The sequence below is a fragment of the Variovorax sp. P1_H2 genome, from assembly GCF_056405295.1.
Window position 1 is genome coordinate 1 of sequence record NZ_JBFUCJ010000141.1, and the last position, 15,824, is coordinate 15,824.

The window sequence follows — 15,824 nt, forward strand, 5'->3', positions numbered from 1 at the left end:
CGCGGGGTCTCGCTCAAACTCGCTTCGCTCAAACAGTCGCGAGCCCTGATCCGCGAAAGGCTGCGCTGCTCAGCGGCGCAGAGGGGATCGCCCGTGCCGCACCGCATACCGGGCTCCGTGGGGGTGCGACGGGCGGGCGCGCCTCGAGCGGCGCAAGCGGCGTGTGACGACGGCCGTCGAGGGGGACGGTTCTTGCGCGACGTATCCACGGCCCAGGGCACACCGCCCATCGCCGCTCCCCGCAGCGGCAGCCCTCATAGTTCCAACACCTGCCGAGCCAGGATGTTCCGCTGGATCTCGTTGGTGCCGCCGTAGATCATGGCGGAGGTCGATCCGATCAGCGGCGACAGCGCGTTGAAGGGCTGGCCGGCTACATCCACATCCCCGGCAACCGCACCCTGCTCCTCGCTGGCCTCGACCAGCAGGGCGCCGATGCGGTGGTAGGTCTCGCTGGCCCAGATCTTGAGCAGCGAGACCGATGCCGGCAATGGCTTGCCGGCCTTGACGATGTGGGCGAAGCCCGCATAGGCCGCCGAGAGATCCGCGACGTCGAGCCGCAGCGCCGTGTAGCGCTGCGCGAACACCGGGTCCGCGAACAGCCGCCGCGACCGCGCCAGCCGCGCCAGCTGGCCCAGTGCGTACTGCGACTGCTTCGGGCTGCCGAGGAAGATGCGCTCGAAGCCCAGCAGTGCCTTCGCGATGGTCCAGCCGCCGTGCAGCTTGCCGACCAGATTCTCGGCCGGCACCCGCACGTTGTCGAAGAACACCTCGCAGAACTCGGGTTCGCCGGCCAGCGTGCGGATCGGCCGGATCGTGATGCCGGGGGTGCGCAGGTCGCACAGCAGGAAGCTGATGCCCTCCTGCTTCTTGGCCTCCTTGTCGGTCCGCACCAGCATGAAGATGTGGTTGGCATCCTGCGCCAGCGTGGTCCAGATCTTCTGGCCATTGACGACGAAGTGATCGCCCTCRGCATCGCGCGCCTGCACGGCCTCGGTACGCAGGCCCGCGAGGTCGGAGCCGGCATTCGGTTCGGAATAGCCCTGGCACCAGATGTGATCGCCGGCCAGGATCCGCGGCAGGAAGCGCTGCTGCTGCTCGGGCGTGCCGTGCTGGATCAGCAGCGGTCCGATCATCACGATGCCCTGGTCGGGCGCGCGCGCCACCCCGTACTGCTCCAGCTCCTCGATCCAGGCGATCATCTTGTCGGCGGGCAGGCCCATGCCGCCGTGCGCCTGCGGCCAGGCCGGCGCGATCCAGCCCTGGGCCGACAGCGTGAGGTACCAGTCGCGCACCTCGCTCCATCGCGCGCGGTGCGAGAGGTAGCGCAGCTTGGCCGGATAGCGCTGCTGCAGGAAGGCACGCACCATGCACCGGAATTCGGCCTCGGGCATCGCGCCCCAGTCGGCGCTGCGCGGGAACTCGCCCGGCCAGGCGATGGCGGCCTCGGTGCGCTCCGTGACGTCGGCCAGCGCGGCGTAGCGGCGCTGGTGCGCCGTGACATTGCCGAGCCAGGCCGAGAGCCGCAGGGTGCGCTTGTAGAAGAGGCTCAGGTCGCATTCCTGCGTGTAGCCGATGGCGCCGTGCAGCTGCACCGCCGAGCGCGAGGCCTGGAGCGCCGCCGCGGTGCAGCGCGCGTTGACCCGGCTGGCCTCGGCCTCGAGCCGCTCGACGGCGATGCCGGCCGGATCGCCGGCCAGCGCCAGCACCTCGTCGAGCGTCGACCGCGCGATCTCGAGGTGGATGAACATGTCGACCGCGCGATGCTGCAGCGCCTGGAAGGAGCCGATCGGCTTGCCGAACTGGGTTCGCGTGCGCAGGTAGGCCAAGGTCTGCGCGAGCATCGCCTGCCCGGTGCCGAGCAGTTCGGCCGCCTGGAGGATCTGGCCCGCGGCGAGCGCGTGCCGCAGGGCATTGCGGGCCGACGGGCCCTGCGCCAGCACGGCGCTCGCGGGCAAGGCCACGCGATCGAAGCGCAGCGTGGCGGCCTGCTCGCCATCCACCAGCGGCAGCGGCGTCTCGGTGACGCCGTCGGTGCCGCGCGGGACCCACAGCAGCACGGTGTCGTCGTCGCCGCGGGCCGATACCAGCCAGCCGCTGGCGGCGCTGCCCGGTAGCACCATGAGCTTCTCGCCCTGCAGCAGCACGCCGCCCGCGGGCCCGGGCTCGCAGCCGCAGTCGAGCGGCACGTCGCTGAGGTCGCCGGCGCTTTCCTGCCAGGCCAGCGCCGGCAGGCTGCGGCCCGCCACCAGGTCTTCGAGCAGCGCCGCGGCGGGGGCGCTGTCGAGGCGGGTCAGCAGCAGCGCGCCGAGGCCCGCGACCGCCAGCAGCGGTTCGGGCGCGACATGCTCGCCGGCGGCGCGCAGGATCTCGGCGGCGCCTGCCAGGTCGAGGGCCAGCCCGCCCGCCGACTCGGGCGCCAGCATGCCGGGCCAGCCCAGTGCGGCCAGTTCGGCCCAGCCGGCGGCCGCCGTTTGGCCGCGCTCGGCCTCGGGCTGCTCGGCGAGTGCGCGGCAGCGGCGAACGCTGTCGCTGCGAGTGAAGTAGTCCAGCGCCGCTTCGCGGATCGCTGACAGGGAATCGGAATCCATGGCGTGTTGGGGGTGGCAGTGAGATCGAGGGCAAGCGTGCCAGAAGCACCCTGCGAGCGGCATTCGCCATTGCTGAAGGCAGGTTTCGGCAATGACTGACCCAGGACCCTCGGCAAGGAATAGATTTGCAGCCTTGCCCTTTCTTCCGAATCCCGCCCCCATGACCAAGATCAAGAAGTCCCTGCACACCGAACTCGGCCACAGCACGCCCGACAGGATCACGGTGCGCGGGCGCGACCTGCCGTCCGAAATCCTCGGCCACCTGAACCTCGGCGACATGGCCTTCCTCGAACTCACCGGCCGCGTGCCGACGCCGCAGGAGTCGGTCACCTTCAACGCCATCGTGGTCACGCTGGTCGAGCACGGCATCACGCCGAGCGCGCTGGTCGCCCGCCTGACCTATACCGGGGCGCCCGAGGCGCTCCAGGCCGCCGTGGGCGCGGGCCTGTGCGGGCTCGGCAGCGTGTTCGTCGGCAGCACCGAAGGCGCCGCGCGCATGCTCTACGAGGCGATCCCGCCCGGCACCGCGCCGGCCCGGCCGCTCGTCGACATGGCGCGCGAGATCGTTGCCGCGTTCCGCGAGCGCAAGGAGATCCTGCCCGGCCTGGGTCATCCGCTGCACAAGCCGATCGATCCGCGCACGCCGCGGCTGTTCCAGATCGCAGCCGAGAACGGCCTGTCGGGTCACTACGTGGCGCTGATGCAGGCGGTGCAGGCAGAAGCCGAACGGGTGTCGGGCAAGTCGCTGCCGATCAATGCCACCGGCGCCGTCGGTGCGATCGCCGCCGAGTTCGGTTTCCCGTGGCGCATCATCCGCGGCTTCGGCGTGATGGCGCGCGCCATCGGCCTGGTGGGCCACATCCTCGAGGAGATCGACGACCCGATGGGCATCGAGATCTGGCAGCGGGTCGAGCGCGAGGCCGGCGGACCACGCCAGGACTGAAGCGGGAAGCAGCCCATGACCGAAGCCCTCGACATCGACCACCTGCAAAGCTGGATCGGCCGCACCGAGACCCGCGACGACCCGATGTCGCCCTGGACCGCGAGCGCGCTGGCTGCCACCCTGCGCAACGACGACCAGCCCTGGCTGCCGGGCCAGGCGCTGCCGCCGCTGTGGCACTGGTGCTACTTCCTGCCCACGGCGCCGCAGCGCCAGCTCGGGCCCGACGGCCATCCGGCGCGCGGCGGCTTCCTGCCGCCSGTGCCGCTGCCGCGCCGCATGTGGGCCGGCAGCCAGCTCGAGTTCTTCGCGCCGCTGCCGCTGGGCGCGCCGGCGCGCAAGACCTCGCGCGTGGCCGACGTCACGCTGAAGCAGGGCAAGGCCGGCGCGCTGGTCTTCGTCCAGGTGGCGCACGAGGTGCACGCCGGCCCCACGCTGCTGCTGCGCGATACGCACGACATCGTCTACCGCGAGGCTGCGAAGCCGGGTGAATCCGCGCCGCCGCAGGCACCGCCGGCCGACGCCGCCTGGTCGGTCGAGCACCGGCCCGACGCGACGCTGCTGTTCCGCTATTCGGCGCTGACCTTCAACAGCCACCGCATCCACTACGACCATCCCTACGTCACGCAGGTCGAGGGCTACGACGACCTGGTGGTGCACGGGCCGCTGATCGCCACGCTGCTGCTCGAGGCGGCGCAGTTGCACCACCCGGGCCAACGCGTGCGCGCCTACCGCTTCAAGGCCGTGCGGCCCCTGACCTGCGGCCGCCTGCTGCGCGTCTGCGGCCATGCGGCCGATGCCGATGGCAAGGTTTCGCTCTGGGCCGAGGACGGCCAGGGCGCGCTGCTGATGCAGGCCAGCGTCGATTTCACCTCCTCCTGATCCCCATGACCGATTCCACTCCCCGCCACCAGGACATCCGCGACGCCGTGCGCGACCTCTGCGCCCAGTTCCCGGACGCGTATTTCCGCAAGGTCGACGAGGCCCGCGCCTATCCGGCCGAGTTCGTCGATGCGCTGACCAAGGCCGGCTGGATGGCCGCCCTGATCCCGCAGGCGTACGGCGGCTCGGGCCTCGGCCTGACCGAGGCCTCGGTGATCATGGAGGAGATCAACCGCGCGGGCGGCAACTCCGGCGCCTGCCACGGCCAGATGTACAACATGGGGACCTTGCTGCGCCACGGCTCCGAAGCGCAGAAGCGGCAGTACCTCCCGAAGATCGCCAGCGGCGAGCTGCGCCTGCAGTCGATGGGCGTGACCGAGCCCTCGACCGGCACCGACACCACGAAGATCAAGACCACTGCCGTGAAGAAGGGCGACCGCTATGTCGTCAACGGCCAGAAGGTCTGGATCTCGCGCATCCAGCACTCCGACCTCATGATCCTGCTGGCGCGCACCACGCCGCTGGCCGAGGTCAGGAAGAAGTCCGAGGGCATGTCGATCTTCATCGTCGACCTGCGCGAGGCCATCGGCAACGGGCTCACCGTGCGGCCGATCCTCAACATGGTCAACCACGAGACCAACGAGCTGTTCTTCGAGAACCTCGAGATCCCGGCCGAGAACCTGATCGGCGAGGAAGGGCAGGGCTTCAAGTACATCCTCGACGGCCTCAACGCCGAGCGCACGCTGATCGCGGCCGAGTGCATCGGCGACGGCCACTGGTTCATCGACAAGGTCACGGCCTACACCAAGGAGCGCGTGGTCTTCGGCCGCCCGATCGGCCAGAACCAGGGCGTGCAGTTCCCGATCGCCGAGGCCTTCATCGAGATCGAGGCGGCCGACCTGATGCGCTACGAGGCCTGTCGCCGTTTCGATGCGCGCGAACCCTGCGGCGCGCAGGCCAACATGGCGAAGTACCTCGCGGCCAAGGCCTCGTGGGAGGCCGCCAACGCCTGCCTGCAGTTCCACGGCGGCTTCGGTTTCGCCTGCGAATACGACGTCGAGCGCAAGTTCCGCGAGACCCGGCTCTACCAGGTCGCGCCGATCTCGACCAACCTGATCCTGAGCTACGTGGCCGAGCACCTGCTCGGGCTGCCCCGGAGCTTCTGATGCGACCCCTCGAAGGCATCACCGTCCTGACGCTCGAGCACGCCATCGCGGCGCCTTTCTGCACCCGCCAGCTGGCCGATCTCGGCGCCCGCGTGATCAAGGTCGAGCGGCCCGGCAGCGGCGACTTCGCTCGCGCCTACGACCAGCGCGTGCACGGGCTCGCCTCGCATTTCGTCTGGACCAACCGCTCGAAGGAAAGCCTGACGCTCGACGTCAAGCACCCGCAGGGCCAGGAGATCCTGCAGCGCCTGGTGGCCGAATCCGACGTGCTGGTGCAGAACCTCGCGCCCGGCGCGGCAGCACGGCTGGCCCTGTCTTTCGAGGCCTTGTCGCCGCTGCACCCGGGCCTGGTCGTCTGCGACATCTCGGGCTACGGCGACGATGCGGCGGCGCCCGGACCCTACCGCGACAAGAAGGCCTACGACCTGCTGATCCAGAGCGAATCGGGCTTCCTGTCGGTCACCGGCACGCCCGGCGAAATGGCCAAGGCCGGCTGTTCGATCGCCGACATCGCGGCCGGCATGTACGCCTACAGCAACATCCTGGCGGCGCTGCTGCAACGCGGCAAGACCGGCAAGGGCTGCCGCATCGACGTCTCGATGCTCGAGAGCATGGCCGAGTGGATGAGCTTTCCGATGTACTACGCCTTCGAGGGCGCGGCGCCGCCGCCGCGCGCCGGCGCGGCGCACGCGACCATCTATCCCTACGGCCCGTTCCCGGCCGGCGACGGCAAGCTGGTGATGCTGGGGCTGCAGAACGAGCGCGAGTGGCAGCTGTTCTGCGTCCGGGTGCTCGAGCAGCCCGATCTCGCGACCGACGTGCGCTTTGCTTCCAACACACTGCGCACCGCCTCGCGCGAGGCGCTGCGCGAGATCATCGTGCAGGCCTTCGCGCCCTTCACTGCGGCCGGGATCATCGAGCGCCTCGACGCCGCGCAGATTGCCAACGCGCAGGCCAACACCATGCAGGACGTGTGGAACCACCCCCAATTGCAGGCGCGCCGACGCTGGACCGAGGTCGGCACCAGTGCCGGGCCGATCCCTGCGCTGTGGCCGCCCGGCATGCCGCGCGAATGGGACCCGCGCATGGATGCGGTGCCCGCGCTGGGCCAGCACACCGACGCGATCCTGGCCGAGGTCGGCTACGACGCCGCGGCCATCGCCGCATTGCATGCCGCGGGTGCCATCTGAGACCTTGCGGGACAGACCAAGAAACTGCGAAGCAGTTTTTGCTCTGTCCTCAACTGATCAAATCTGAACAACAGGCCCTCACCATGACCAACCACCCCAGCCAGACCCTCGCCACCTTCGCCGCCGAACTCTCGTTCGCACAGATTCCCGATCCGGTGCTGCGCCGCGCCGAGGACCTGATGCTCGACTGGCTCGGCTCCGTGCTCGCGGCCCGCTCGGCGCGGCCGGTGCGCAGCATCCAGCGCTTCGCCGAGACGATGGGCCCCGCCGACGGCCCCAGCGAAGTGCTGATCTCGCGCCGCACCACCTCGCCGCTGTTTGCGGCACTGGTCAATGCCGCGGCCTCGCACTACGTCGAGCAGGACGACGTCCACAACGGCTCGGTGTTCCATCCGGCGGCCGTGGTGTTCGGGCCGGCGCTGGCCACCGCGCAAGCCGTCGGCGCGAGCGGTGCGCAGCTGCTCACGGCCGTGGTGGCCGGCTATGAAGTCGGCATCCGGGTCGGCGAGTTCCTCGGCCGCTCCCACTACCGCACCTTCCACACCACGGCCACGGCGGGCACGCTGGCGGCCGCAGCGGCGGTGGGCCGGCTGCTCGAACTGTCGCCGGCGCAGATGCTGCACGCCTTCGGTTCCGCCGGCACGCAGTCGGCCGGCGTCTGGGAGTTTCTGCGCGACGCCGCCGATTCGAAACAGCTGCACTGCGCCCATGCGGCCGCGAGCGGACTGATGTCGGCCTACCTCGCGAAGGATGGCTTCACCGGTGCGCAGCATGTGCTCGAAGGCGCGCAGGGCCTGGGAGTGGGCATGTCGACCGACGCCGATCCGTCGCGCCTCGTCGATGGCCTGGGCACGCGCTGGGCGCTGGCCGAGACCTCGTTCAAGTACCACGCCTCCTGCCGCCACACGCACCCGGCCGCCGATGCGCTGTTGCTGGCGATGACGAAGCACGGGCTGAAGCACGGCGACATCGCGCGCGTCGTGACCCATGTGCACCAGGGCGCGATCGACGTGCTGGGCCGCGTCGCGGTGCCGACCACCGTGCACCAGGGCAAGTTCTCGATGGGCACCGTGCTGGGGCTGATCGCGGTGCATGGCCGCGCCGGCCTGACCGAGTTCGACCGCGACTACCTCGCGCCCGAGGTCGCGGCCTTCCGCGACAAGGTCATGATGGAACTCGACCGCGAGGTCGACAGCGCCTACCCGGCGCGCTGGATCGGCAAGGTCAGCGTCACGACCACCGATGGACGCATCTTCCCGGGCCGCGTCGACGAACCCAAGGGCGACCCCGGCAACACGCTGAGCCGCGCCGAGATCGAGGACAAGATGAAGCGGCTCGCGCAGTACGGCGAGGCGGCCACGCCATCGGAGGCCGCATCGCTGTGCCAGCGCATCTGGGGCCTGGCCGAAGCGCCGCGCGTCGAGCGCCTGCTGGGCTGAGGGATCAGGATGTCTTCCACTTCGACGCCGCGTCCGCCTGCCCGCAGCCTGCTCTTCGTGCCGGGCCACCAGCCCGCGCGTTTCGACAAGGCCTGCGCAAGCGGCGCCGATGCGGTTGTGCTCGACCTCGAGGACGCCGTGCCGCCGGATCGCAAGGACGAGGCCCGCACCCAGGTCGGCGCGTGGCTGGCCGCGCGGCGCAATGACGCGGCAACGCCGGTCATCGGCGTGCGCATCAATGCGGCCGACACCCCGTGGCACGCCGCCGATGTCGAACTCTGCGCCCGTGCCGGCATCGAGGCGCTGATGCTGCCGAAGGCCGAGGATGCGGCCGTGCTGCATGCGATCGCCACCGCGCTGCCCACCGCGGCCTTGTGGCCGCTGATCGAGACCGCGCGCGGCATCGACCGGCTGGCCGGCATTGCGAGCGCGATGCACGTGCAGCGCCTGGTGTTCGGCTCGATCGACTTCCAGGCCGATCTCGACATCGAGGCGGACGACGAGGGCGACGGCCTCGAGCTTCTCTTCTACCGCTCGAAGATCGTGCTGGCCTCGCGCCTTGCGGGGCTGCAGGCGCCCGTCGATGGCGTCAGCACGGCGATCGACCAGAGTCCGCGCCTCGAGGCCGAGGCGCGGCGGGCCCGCGCCCTCGGCTTCGGCGCCAAGCTGTGCATTCATCCGAAGCAGGTCGCGTCGGTCAACCAGGGCTTCTCGCCCGTGCCCGAACGCATCGCCTGGGCGCAACGGGTTCTTGCGGCCGATGCCGCAAGTGGAGGCGCGCCGGTCGCGGTCGACGGCAAGATGGTCGACCGGCCGGTGGTCCTCAAGGCGCAGGCGGTGCTGCGCGCAGCGTCACGCTGAAGCACCGCAAGGGAGAGCGACACGGAGTGCGCCGAAACGGCGCAGCGGGTCGCAGATCGAAAAACGAGACAGGGAGACAGTTCATGAGCCATTCCATGACTCGGCGTGCCGTATGGGTCGGCGCGTCCGCATTCGCAGTCCCGAGGGTGTTCGCACAGCCGACGCCGATCGTCCTCAAGTTCAGCCACGTGGTGGCGCCCAACACGCCCAAGGGCGCCGCGGCCGATTTCTTCGCGAAGCGGGCCGCCGAACTGACCCGGGGCCGGGTCAAGGTCGAGGTCTATCCGAACAGCCAGCTCTACAAGGACAAGGAAGAACTCGAGGCGCTGCAGCTCGGCGCGGTCCAGATGCTGGCGCCATCGCTCGCCAAGTTCGGGCCGCTGGGCGTGAAGGAGTTCGAGGTCTTCGACCTGCCCTACATCTTTCCGGACAAGGCGGCGCTGCGCACCGTCACCACCGGGCCGATCGGCGCCCGGCTGCTGGCCCGGCTGGAGCCCAAGGGCTTCAAGGGGCTGGCCTATTGGGACAACGGCTTCAAGATCATGACCGCCAACAAGGCCGTCCGGCGGCCCGGCGATTTGAAGGGCATGAAGCTGCGCATCCAGTCGTCCAAGGTGCTCGAGGCGCAGATGCGCGCGCTCGGCGCGATTCCGCAGGTGATGGCCTTCTCCGAGGTCTACCAGGCGCTGCAGACCGGGGTGGTCGACGGCACCGAGAACACGCCGTCCAACATCTACACGCAGAAGACGCACGAGGTGCAGGCCCATGGCGCGCTCACCGACCATGGCTATATCGGCTATGGCGTGATCGTCAACAAGAAGTTCTGGGATGCGCTGCCGGCTGACATCCGCAGCGCGCTCGAGGTGGCCATGAAAGAGGCCACCGAGCGCAATGACGCGATCTCGCAAAAGGACAACGACGACGCGATCGCGGCGCTGCATGCCAGCGGCCGGATCAAGTTGCATGCGCTCACGCCGGAAGAACGGGCGGCCTGGATCGCGCAGCTCAAACCGGTGCACCAGGCCATGGCCTCGCGCGTGGGCCCGGAGCTGCTCCAGGACATTCATCGCGCGCTCGGCACGCGCTCTTGAGCCTCCCGGATCACCTTCGGGAGGCCCACCGATGAATGTACTCAACAAGCTGGAGGAGTGGCTGATCGCCAGCCTCATGGGCGGCGCGACCCTGCTGATCTTCGTCGCCGTGGTCCACCGCTATCTGGCGGGACTGCCCCTTGCCGGGCTCCAGGACTGGCTGCTGCAGGTCCACCTGGGCTGGGCCCAGGAGCTGTGCATCTTCATGTTCGTCTGGATGGCGAAGTTCGGCGCCGCCTACGGCGTGCGCACCGGCATCCACGTCGGCGTCGATGTGCTGATCAACCGCCTGGAGGTGCCGATGCGGCGCCGCTTCGTGCTGTTCGGCCTGTTCGCCGGCGCCCTGTTCACCGCGGTGGTCGGGGCGCTCGGCACGCGGCTGGTCTGGGGCCTGGCGCAAAGCGACCAGACCACGCCCGACCTGGAGCTGCCGAGCTGGCTCGCCTACCTGGCGATCCCGCTGGGGTCGTTCCTGATGTGCTTTCGCTTTCTTCAGGTGGCCGTGGCGTTCTGGAAGACCGGCAAGCTGCCACGTCACGATCACGGCCATGTCGAAGGCCTGGGGGCTGACGGCACGCCGGCCCTGGAGGCGCGACCATGAACAGCCTGATCATCTTCTCCTTGCTGGTCTTGCTGATGCTCAGCGGCATGCCGATCTCGATCGCGCTCGGCCTGACGGTGCTGACCTTTCTGTTCACCATGACCGAGGTGCCGCTCGAGGCGGTGGCACTGAAGCTGTTCACCGGCATCGAGAAGTTCGAGGTCATGGCGATCCCGTTCTTCATCCTGGCCGGCAACTTCCTGACCCATGGCGGGGTGGCCAGGCGGATGATCCACTTCGCCTCGGCGATGGTCGGCCATTGGCATGGCGGCCTGGGGCTGGGCGGGGTGCTGGCCTGCGCGCTGTTCGCGGCGGTGTCGGGGTCGAGCCCGGCCACGGTGGTGGCCATCGGCTCGATCCTGCTGCCGGCGATGGTCGCGGCCGGCTTTCCGGAGCGCTTCGGCGCCGGCGTGATCGCCACCTCGGGCGCGCTCGGCATCCTGATCCCGCCGTCGATCGTGATGGTGATGTATGCGGTGGCCACCAACACCTCGATCAGCGCGCTGTTCATGGCCGGCGTGGTGCCCGGCATCGCGCTGGCGCTGCTGCTGGGCGTCGTGACCTGGTACCGGGCCTGGAAGAACGACTATCCCCGCCTGCCGAAGATGGGCTGGTCGGTGCGCCTCAAGGCCTTTCGCGAGGCGATCTGGGGCCTGCTGCTGATCGTGGTCGTGATGGGCGGCATCTACACCGGCATCTTCACGCCCACCGAGGCGGCTGCCATGAGTGCTGTGTATGCGTTCGTCGTCGCGGTCTTCGTCTACAAGGGACCTGGGCCTGAAGGACGTGCCGCGGGTGCTGCTGAACTCCGCCAACATGAGCGCGATGCTGCTCTACATCATCACCAATGCGGTGATGTTCTCGTTCATCCTGGCCAACGAGAACATCCCGCAGGACCTGGGCCACTGGATGATCGCGCAGGGCCTGGGGCCGATCGGCTTCCTGCTGGTCTGCAACCTGGTGCTGCTGGTGGCGGGCAACTTCATGGAGCCCTCGTCGATCGTGCTGATCCTGGCGCCGATCCTGTTCCCGGTGGCCATGAAGCTGGGCATCGATCCGGTGCACTTCGGCATCATGATGGTGGTCAACATGGAGGTCGGCATGTGCCATCCGCCGGTCGGCCTGAACCTCTACGTGGCAAGCGGCATCACGAAGATGGGCATCACCGAGCTGACCGTGGCGGTCTGGCCCTGGCTGCTGGCGATGCTGGGCTTCCTGGCGGTCGTCACCTACTGGCCGGGGCTGTCGCTGTGGCTGCCGGGGCTGTTGCTCAAGTAGCCGGCGCCCGGAGGCCGCAGGCGAGCTCTCGAGGTCACCCGAACCCTTTTAGAACATCCCTAACCGCGAATCAGACGTTTCTCATAGACGTTTCGATGCGGTGCCGTCAGGCTGGATTTAGCTGGCTTGCCTGTCGAAGGCAAGCAGACCCTGCTGTGGCATCCATTGAAGAGAAGAAATCGAGAAGCATGAGCGAAGGATTTTCGGAGGTTGGACACTTTGAGTTCGGCAAGAACGGCAAGGTCATCCTAAGCAAGTCGGATGAGCCGATCACGTACTACAAGATCCATTGGTTCTTGTACACATGGGTGGCGTGTCTAGCATCGGCTGGCAAGGGTTGCGCGGCGCTCTTGAAGACCAAGCTTTCCTTGGACAAGGCCCCTCCGAACCTGCGGGATCAACCGCCATCGCTCAATCCGCCGCCGCCGGAGCTGTCAGGATTTTTGTGTTCGAGGCGGTTGGTGAATTTGCGCTCGACTGATTTCTCTGATGTCTTCTGGCCCCTGCCAGGCCGCCGGAGGCGCCCCGGTTGAGCGATGTACTCATGCTCAACCTCCTGATTTTGCGTTGCCTTGGGCCGCATGCGTGAAACGCTCTTCGTAGAGGATCGCGAATTGATTCATCGCCTCCTTCCAGTTGTGCGCTGCTCGTCCCCAGTCGGCCGTGATGTTGCGCAGCGCCAGCCAGATCAGCTTGGAAGCCGCATCGTCACTGGGGAAGTGCCCGCGCGACTTGATGATCTTGCGCAATTGCGCGTTGATGCTCTCGATCGCGTTGGTGGTGTAGATCACCCGTCGGATCGAAGGCGGGAAGGCGAAGAACGGTATCACCCTATCCCATGCGCGGCGCCAAGCGGCCACCACGGTCGGGAACTTGGTGCCCCAGGGGCCTTGCGCGAAGGCGGCCAGTTCGGCCTCGGCCGCCTCGGCGCTGGCGGCCGTGTAGATCGGCTTGATGGCCGCGGCCAGCAGCTTGCGGTCCTTCCAACTCGCGTAGTCCAGCGAGTTGCGTATCAGGTGCACGATGCACGTTTGCAGCGTTGTCGCCGGATACACCGCGGCCAGCGCCTCGGGCATGCCCTTCAGGCCGTCGGTGACGGCGATGAGGATGTCACCCACGCCGCGAGTCTTCAGATCGTTGAACACCTTCATCCAGAACTTGGCGCCCTCGGTGCCCTCGATCCAAAGCCCCAGGATGTCCCTCGTGCCGTCGGGCAGCACGCCCAACGCCAGGTAGATGGCCTTGTTGCGCACCACCGCGTCTTCCCTGATCTTCACGCGCAGGGCGTCGAAGAAGACCACCGGGTACATCGGCTCCAGCGGCCTGGCCTGCCAGGCGCCCACCTCGGCCATGACGGCGTCGGTGACCGAGCTGATGAACTCGGGCGACACCTCCACGGCGTAGCTCTCCAGCAGGAAGCCCTGGATCTCGCGCATGGTCATGCCGCGCGCGTACATGGCCACGATCTTGTCGTCAAAACCGGTGAAGCGGCGCTCGTGCTTGGGGATGAGCACCGGCTCGAAGCTGCCTTCGCGGTCGCGCGGCACTTCGATGCGAAGCGGCCCGTCGCCGGCCAGGACAGTCTTGGCGCTGCGGCCGTTGCGCTGGTTGGGGCCGCTGGCTTCGGGCTTGGTGGCGCCGCTCGGGTAGCCCAGGTGGTGCGACATCTCGGCGCCCAGAGCGCGCTCGATGAGCGCCTTCTTGAACGCGGCCGTCGCCTCGTTGACGGCCTCGCCGGTCATCGGGCCCGAAACAAACTGGTCAATCAGCTCTTTGGGAATCGACGGCAGTGCCGCCATCCTGGCGGCGATCGCCGCGTTCTTCGCTTTTGTCTTGCTTACTGGCATACATGCTTCCTGTGGTCATGTTATGCCTCGAACACAAAATTCAGGACAGGCTCCCGCCGCCGCGACCGCCGAAACCATCGGGTGCAACCACGGTGGTTGAAGCTGTGAGCGCATTTCAGCGCTGGATCAAGACTCCGCCGCCGCCATCCGGACCATCGCCCAAGCCCGCTCCTGCTGCCCCGGCGGAACCGCCCATTCCGCCATTCGACATTCAGGACATTCCCGATGTGATGGATCGGACGAACCTGCCCGTCTCGGCCAAGATGATGCGTCACTGGTTCGCGGGGCAGTACAACCATTCGCGAACGAAGGATGATTTCGCAAAGGCGATCGGCCAGAACGGCCAGCCCTATCCCGACAACATGATCGATCAGAGCATCATCAAGCTCGATTGGGTGCTCAACTTCCCGCGCGCCAAAACGGCCTATGACGACCTGATTGCCAAGGCGATCCATACGCCGAGGGCGATGGACATACTCCGAGATCAATTGCGCCTATTCACGATGTGTCGCGAAGACCCCTTCGCAGCCTTTGACGGCTTGCGGGCAAACGGGGGCGACGTTCATCGCTTGCACGCCACGCTTCAGTTCCAGCGTGTTGATGTCGATGCGACCTGGCTGGAGAAGTCCATCCAATGGCTTGCCGGCGATGCTGGTGCCGTCCGAGCGCCGGACGATTTGACGGGTGCGCTCGGCAGCTTCTCCTTCTACGCGGCCGTGGGCGTGGTGTATTTCAACCATGTCACCCGAGTCGCCAGACTCGAATCGATCTATGTCTACGTGCGCGATTCATACTCTTTTCTGGACGACGATGAATCGTTCTCTCAATACCTCGGACACTGGAGTCAACAGGGCGTCTATCTTGCTCCGACCCCAAAGTTGGGCCAAAGGAAGGGGCTGCGCTGGATGAACGCGCCTTTGGTCGAGGTGGGGAAGAGCATCTATGAGAAGGGGGCAGTCATGTACCCCGTTACGAACAAGAGCTTTCGCGACTGGCGAATGAAGCACGGCCAGGGTGGTGATTTCATCGCTTACACCAAACCGAAGCTGGTCGGGCTTGGAAGCAACTTCTACGTCAGCCTGTGATGATCCTGTACCAATTTTTCAGCAATGAGTTTGTCCGGGGAGGCTGGTGGATGTTGGCACTGCCAGTGCTGTTCTTCATGATCCTGGCTGCACCCTTCTATATCGCCAAGCGCTGGGAGGGCGCCAAGGGGCGGGCGATTCGCGCTGTCGTGGCCCTCGTGCTGGTGGTGGCGGCCGCCGATGCGGCGGCCTACCTTCAAGCAGCGTACAGGCGCGCCACCGCAGACCCGACTGAATGCAAGGTAACGGGGCCCTCTGCTTTCGGCAAGTATGACGCTCTGGTCTGCGTGACGGGAGGCACTGGGGCTGGGGCCGCCGACTATGGTTTCGTTCGCTTGCGTTCAACGGAAGACGGCTCAATTCTCGCGGAGAAGGAGTTCCGGCTCGGCACCTACAACAAGACTTACTGGTCATACGAGAGGTTCGTCGTGGGGGCAGAAGAAGATCGGTTGGTCTTTGAATTGCCTCCGCCCCTGATAGATCGATTGCGCGCCAAGCTGCCATAGCTCCCTAGCTCCCTAAGAAGAATACCTGGTCGAATCCAGCGACGGCCTCACGAACCACCAAGACAGGGAAAGCGCCTACGGCGCCAAGACATGAAATTGATCGCTAGGGATGGTCTGCAAAACAGGCCCAAGCCTTGCATGATCTGATGCCATGATTTCCAAACGCGTAACTCCCCCGAATCAGTTGGGCTTGGGCCTGAACCTGTCGACGAAGAAGACGCGCAAACGCGAGTTCCTCGATGAGATGGATCGGGTGGTTCCCTGGAGCGCGCTGGTGCAGATCGTCGAGCCGCACAGCCCGCGGGCCAAGACTGGTCGGCCGCCTTTTGCGATCGAGACGATGCTGCGCA

Annotated in this window: 14 protein-coding genes and 1 pseudogene; 13 read left to right on the forward strand and 2 right to left on the reverse strand. The window is 67.3% G+C overall.

The genetic code is table 11. The annotated features are described in order from the left end of the window. Nucleotides 1-254: 254 nt before the first annotated feature. Complete coding sequence (locus AC1D2E_RS31040) at nucleotides 255-2,588, reverse strand: acyl-CoA dehydrogenase (protein WP_478200959.1); 2,334 nt, start codon at nucleotides 2,586-2,588, stop codon at nucleotides 255-257. A 160-nt stretch (nucleotides 2,589-2,748) separates the two neighbouring features. Between AC1D2E_RS31040 and AC1D2E_RS31045 the strand changes: the two genes are divergently transcribed. From AC1D2E_RS31045 to AC1D2E_RS31090, 10 genes and pseudogenes are all read left to right on the forward strand, one after another. Continuing rightward, nucleotides 2,749-3,531, forward strand: a complete 783-nt coding sequence (locus tag AC1D2E_RS31045) for a citryl-CoA lyase (RefSeq protein WP_478200960.1) — start codon at nucleotides 2,749-2,751, stop codon at nucleotides 3,529-3,531. A 15-nt stretch (nucleotides 3,532-3,546) separates the two neighbouring features. Further along, entirely contained in the window at nucleotides 3,547-4,410 is an 864-nt protein-coding gene (locus tag AC1D2E_RS31050) for an HTD2 family dehydratase (protein ID WP_478200961.1), read from the forward strand. Nucleotides 4,411-4,415: 5 nt separating this feature from the next. Continuing rightward, a complete protein-coding gene (locus AC1D2E_RS31055; protein WP_478200962.1) occupies nucleotides 4,416-5,576 on the forward strand; it encodes an acyl-CoA dehydrogenase family protein in 1,161 nt (386 codons plus the stop codon). After that, nucleotides 5,576-6,766, forward strand: coding sequence for a CaiB/BaiF CoA transferase family protein (locus AC1D2E_RS31060; RefSeq protein WP_478200963.1), 1,191 nt, complete (start codon nucleotides 5,576-5,578; stop codon nucleotides 6,764-6,766). Before AC1D2E_RS31055 ends, AC1D2E_RS31060 begins: the two co-directional genes overlap by 1 nt. 83 nt (nucleotides 6,767-6,849) lie before the next feature. Then, entirely contained in the window at nucleotides 6,850-8,205 is a 1,356-nt protein-coding gene (locus AC1D2E_RS31065) for an MmgE/PrpD family protein (protein WP_478200964.1), read from the forward strand. Between the two features lie 9 nt (nucleotides 8,206-8,214). Further along, nucleotides 8,215-9,066, forward strand: coding sequence for an HpcH/HpaI aldolase/citrate lyase family protein (locus AC1D2E_RS31070; protein ID WP_478172568.1), 852 nt, complete (start codon nucleotides 8,215-8,217; stop codon nucleotides 9,064-9,066). Nucleotides 9,067-9,161: 95 nt separating this feature from the next. Continuing rightward, a complete protein-coding gene (locus AC1D2E_RS31075; protein ID WP_478200971.1) occupies nucleotides 9,162-10,157 on the forward strand; it encodes a TRAP transporter substrate-binding protein in 996 nt (331 codons plus the stop codon). Nucleotides 10,158-10,188: 31 nt separating this feature from the next. Further along, entirely contained in the window at nucleotides 10,189-10,758 is a 570-nt protein-coding gene (locus AC1D2E_RS31080; RefSeq protein WP_478200965.1) for a TRAP transporter small permease, read from the forward strand. Next, nucleotides 10,755-12,036, forward strand: a pseudogene (locus tag AC1D2E_RS31085) (TRAP transporter large permease). Before AC1D2E_RS31080 ends, AC1D2E_RS31085 begins: the two are co-directional and overlap by 4 nt. Before the next feature lie 155 nt (nucleotides 12,037-12,191). Next, entirely contained in the window at nucleotides 12,192-12,569 is a 378-nt protein-coding gene (locus AC1D2E_RS31090) for a hypothetical protein (protein ID WP_478200966.1), read from the forward strand. A gap of 15 nt (nucleotides 12,570-12,584) precedes the next feature. On the opposite strand, the gene AC1D2E_RS31095 is transcribed toward AC1D2E_RS31090, so the two are convergent. Further along, the gene (locus AC1D2E_RS31095; protein ID WP_478200967.1) at nucleotides 12,585-13,883 is read right to left on the reverse strand and encodes an IS256 family transposase; all 1,299 of its coding nucleotides are present in this window, start codon (nucleotides 13,881-13,883) and stop codon (nucleotides 12,585-12,587) included. 104 nt (nucleotides 13,884-13,987) lie between these two features. On the opposite strand from AC1D2E_RS31095, the gene AC1D2E_RS31100 reads away from it, so the two are divergent. From AC1D2E_RS31100 to AC1D2E_RS31110, 3 genes are all read left to right on the forward strand, one after another. Then, nucleotides 13,988-14,968 carry a DUF6402 family protein gene (locus AC1D2E_RS31100; RefSeq protein ID WP_478200968.1) on the forward strand — a complete coding sequence of 327 codons (981 nt, stop codon included), beginning with the start codon at nucleotides 13,988-13,990 and terminating at the stop codon, nucleotides 14,966-14,968. Further along, a complete protein-coding gene (locus AC1D2E_RS31105) occupies nucleotides 14,968-15,474 on the forward strand; it encodes a hypothetical protein (RefSeq protein WP_478200969.1) in 507 nt (168 codons plus the stop codon). The genes AC1D2E_RS31100 and AC1D2E_RS31105 overlap by 1 nt, the downstream gene beginning before the upstream one ends. A gap of 151 nt (nucleotides 15,475-15,625) precedes the next feature. Continuing rightward, nucleotides 15,626-15,824: transposase (locus tag AC1D2E_RS31110; protein ID WP_478200970.1), on the forward strand; the 199-nt coding region annotated here is incomplete at its 3' end.

Bases quoted from the DNA above. Each gene is read 5' to 3' on its own strand.
- AC1D2E_RS31075 (WP_478200971.1), top strand. From the start codon at position 9,162: ATGACTCGGCGTGCCGTATGGGTCGGCGCGTCCGCATTCGCAGTCCCG.
- AC1D2E_RS31045 (WP_478200960.1), top strand. From the start codon at position 2,749: ATGACCAAGATCAAGAAGTCCCTGCACACCGAACTCGGCCACAGCACG.
- AC1D2E_RS31060 (WP_478200963.1), top strand. From the start codon at position 5,576: ATGCGACCCCTCGAAGGCATCACCGTCCTGACGCTCGAGCACGCCATC.
- AC1D2E_RS31105 (WP_478200969.1), top strand. From the start codon at position 14,968: ATGATCCTGTACCAATTTTTCAGCAATGAGTTTGTCCGGGGAGGCTGG.
- AC1D2E_RS31095 (WP_478200967.1), bottom strand. From the start codon at position 13,883: ATGCCAGTAAGCAAGACAAAAGCGAAGAACGCGGCGATCGCCGCCAGG.
- AC1D2E_RS31080 (WP_478200965.1), top strand. From the start codon at position 10,189: ATGAATGTACTCAACAAGCTGGAGGAGTGGCTGATCGCCAGCCTCATG.
- AC1D2E_RS31070 (WP_478172568.1), top strand. From the start codon at position 8,215: ATGTCTTCCACTTCGACGCCGCGTCCGCCTGCCCGCAGCCTGCTCTTC.
- AC1D2E_RS31065 (WP_478200964.1), top strand. From the start codon at position 6,850: ATGACCAACCACCCCAGCCAGACCCTCGCCACCTTCGCCGCCGAACTC.
- AC1D2E_RS31055 (WP_478200962.1), top strand. From the start codon at position 4,416: ATGACCGATTCCACTCCCCGCCACCAGGACATCCGCGACGCCGTGCGC.